Origin of the sequence: Escherichia sp. S10b, from assembly GCF_028421345.1 — a bacterium.
In the GTDB taxonomy this organism is placed as follows: Bacteria; Pseudomonadota; Gammaproteobacteria; order Enterobacterales; family Enterobacteriaceae; genus ECMA0423.
On the sequence record NZ_JAHZSO010000088.1, the window covers coordinates 1 to 1,298 of the forward strand.

Sequence of the window (1,298 nt, forward strand, 5' to 3'; positions counted from 1 at the left end):
TCTGCCTTTACGGGGATTTGCAACGATTTGGTCGCCGTATCGACCTTCGTGTGAAAACGGGGGCTGAAGCCATCCGGGCACTGGCCACACAGCTCCCGGTGTTTCGTCAGAAACTGAATGAGGGCTGGTATCAGGTGCGCATTGCCGGGCGTGATGCAGGCGAAAATGAATTATCTGCCCGTCTTAATGAGCCGCTGGCAAATGGTGCCGTGATCCACATCGTGCCGCGTCTGGCGGGAGCTAAAAGTGGCGGTGTGTTTCAGGTGGTGCTTGGGGCGGCGCTGATTGCGGTGGCATGGTGGAACCCTGTGGGCTGGCTGGGGGCCGCGGCTGTATCGGGCATGTATGCGGCAGGGGCCAGTATGATCCTGGGCGGAGTGGCGCAGATGCTGGCACCGAAAGCCAGGACGCCCACGGCAGCCAGTACAGATAACGGCAAACAGAACACCTATTTCTCCTCACTGGATAACATGGTTGCCCAGGGCAATGTTCTGCCGGTTCTGTACGGTGAAATGCGCGTGGGGTCACGCGTGGTTTCTCAGGAGATCAGCACGGCAGACGAAGGGGACGGTGGTCAGGTTGTGGTGATTGGTCGCTGATGCAAAATGTTTTATGTGAAACCGCCTCCGGGCGGTTTTGTCGTTTATGGAGCGTGAGGAATGGGTAAAGGCAGCAGTAAGGGGCATACCCCGCGCGAAGCAAAGGACAACCTGAAGTCCACGCAGTTGCTGAGTGTGATCGATGCCATCAGCGAAGGGCCGGTTGAAGGTCCGGTGGATGGATTAAAAAGCGTGCTGCTGAACAGTACACCGGTGCTGGACAGTGAGGGGAATACTAACATCTCCGGTGTCACGGTGGTGTTCCGGGCAGGTGAGCAGGAACAGACACCGCCGGAGGGATTTGAATCATCAGGTTCCGAGACGGTACTGGGTACGGAAGTGAAATACGACACGCCGATCACCCGGACCATCACGTCGGCAAACATTGACCGTCTGCGCTTTACCTTCGGTGTGCAGGCACTGGTGGAAACCACCTCAAAGGGGGACAGGAATCCGTCGGAAGTTCGCCTGCTGGTTCAGATACAACGTAACGGTGGCTGGGTGACGGAAAAAGACATCACCATTAAGGGCAAAACCACCTCGCAGTATCTGGCCTCGGTAGTGGTGGATAATTTGCCGCCGCGCCCGTTCAACATCCGGATGCGCAGGATGACGCCGGACAGCACCACAGACCAGCTGCAGAACAAAACGCTCTGGTCGTCATACACCGAAATCATCGATGTGAAACAGTGCTACCCG

General features: G+C 57.1%; 2 protein-coding genes. Both read left to right on the forward strand.

Translation table 11 applies throughout. The annotated features are described in order from the left end of the window. Positions 1-50: 50 nt before the first annotated feature. Complete coding sequence (locus tag FTE26_RS07155) at positions 51-599, forward strand: tail assembly protein (protein WP_000847699.1); 549 nt, start codon at positions 51-53, stop codon at positions 597-599. Between the two features lie 60 nt (positions 600-659). Beyond that, positions 660-1,298, forward strand: a 639-nt coding sequence (gene gpJ / locus FTE26_RS07160) for a TipJ family phage tail tip protein (protein WP_042634556.1), incomplete at its 3' end; no start/stop codon positions are given.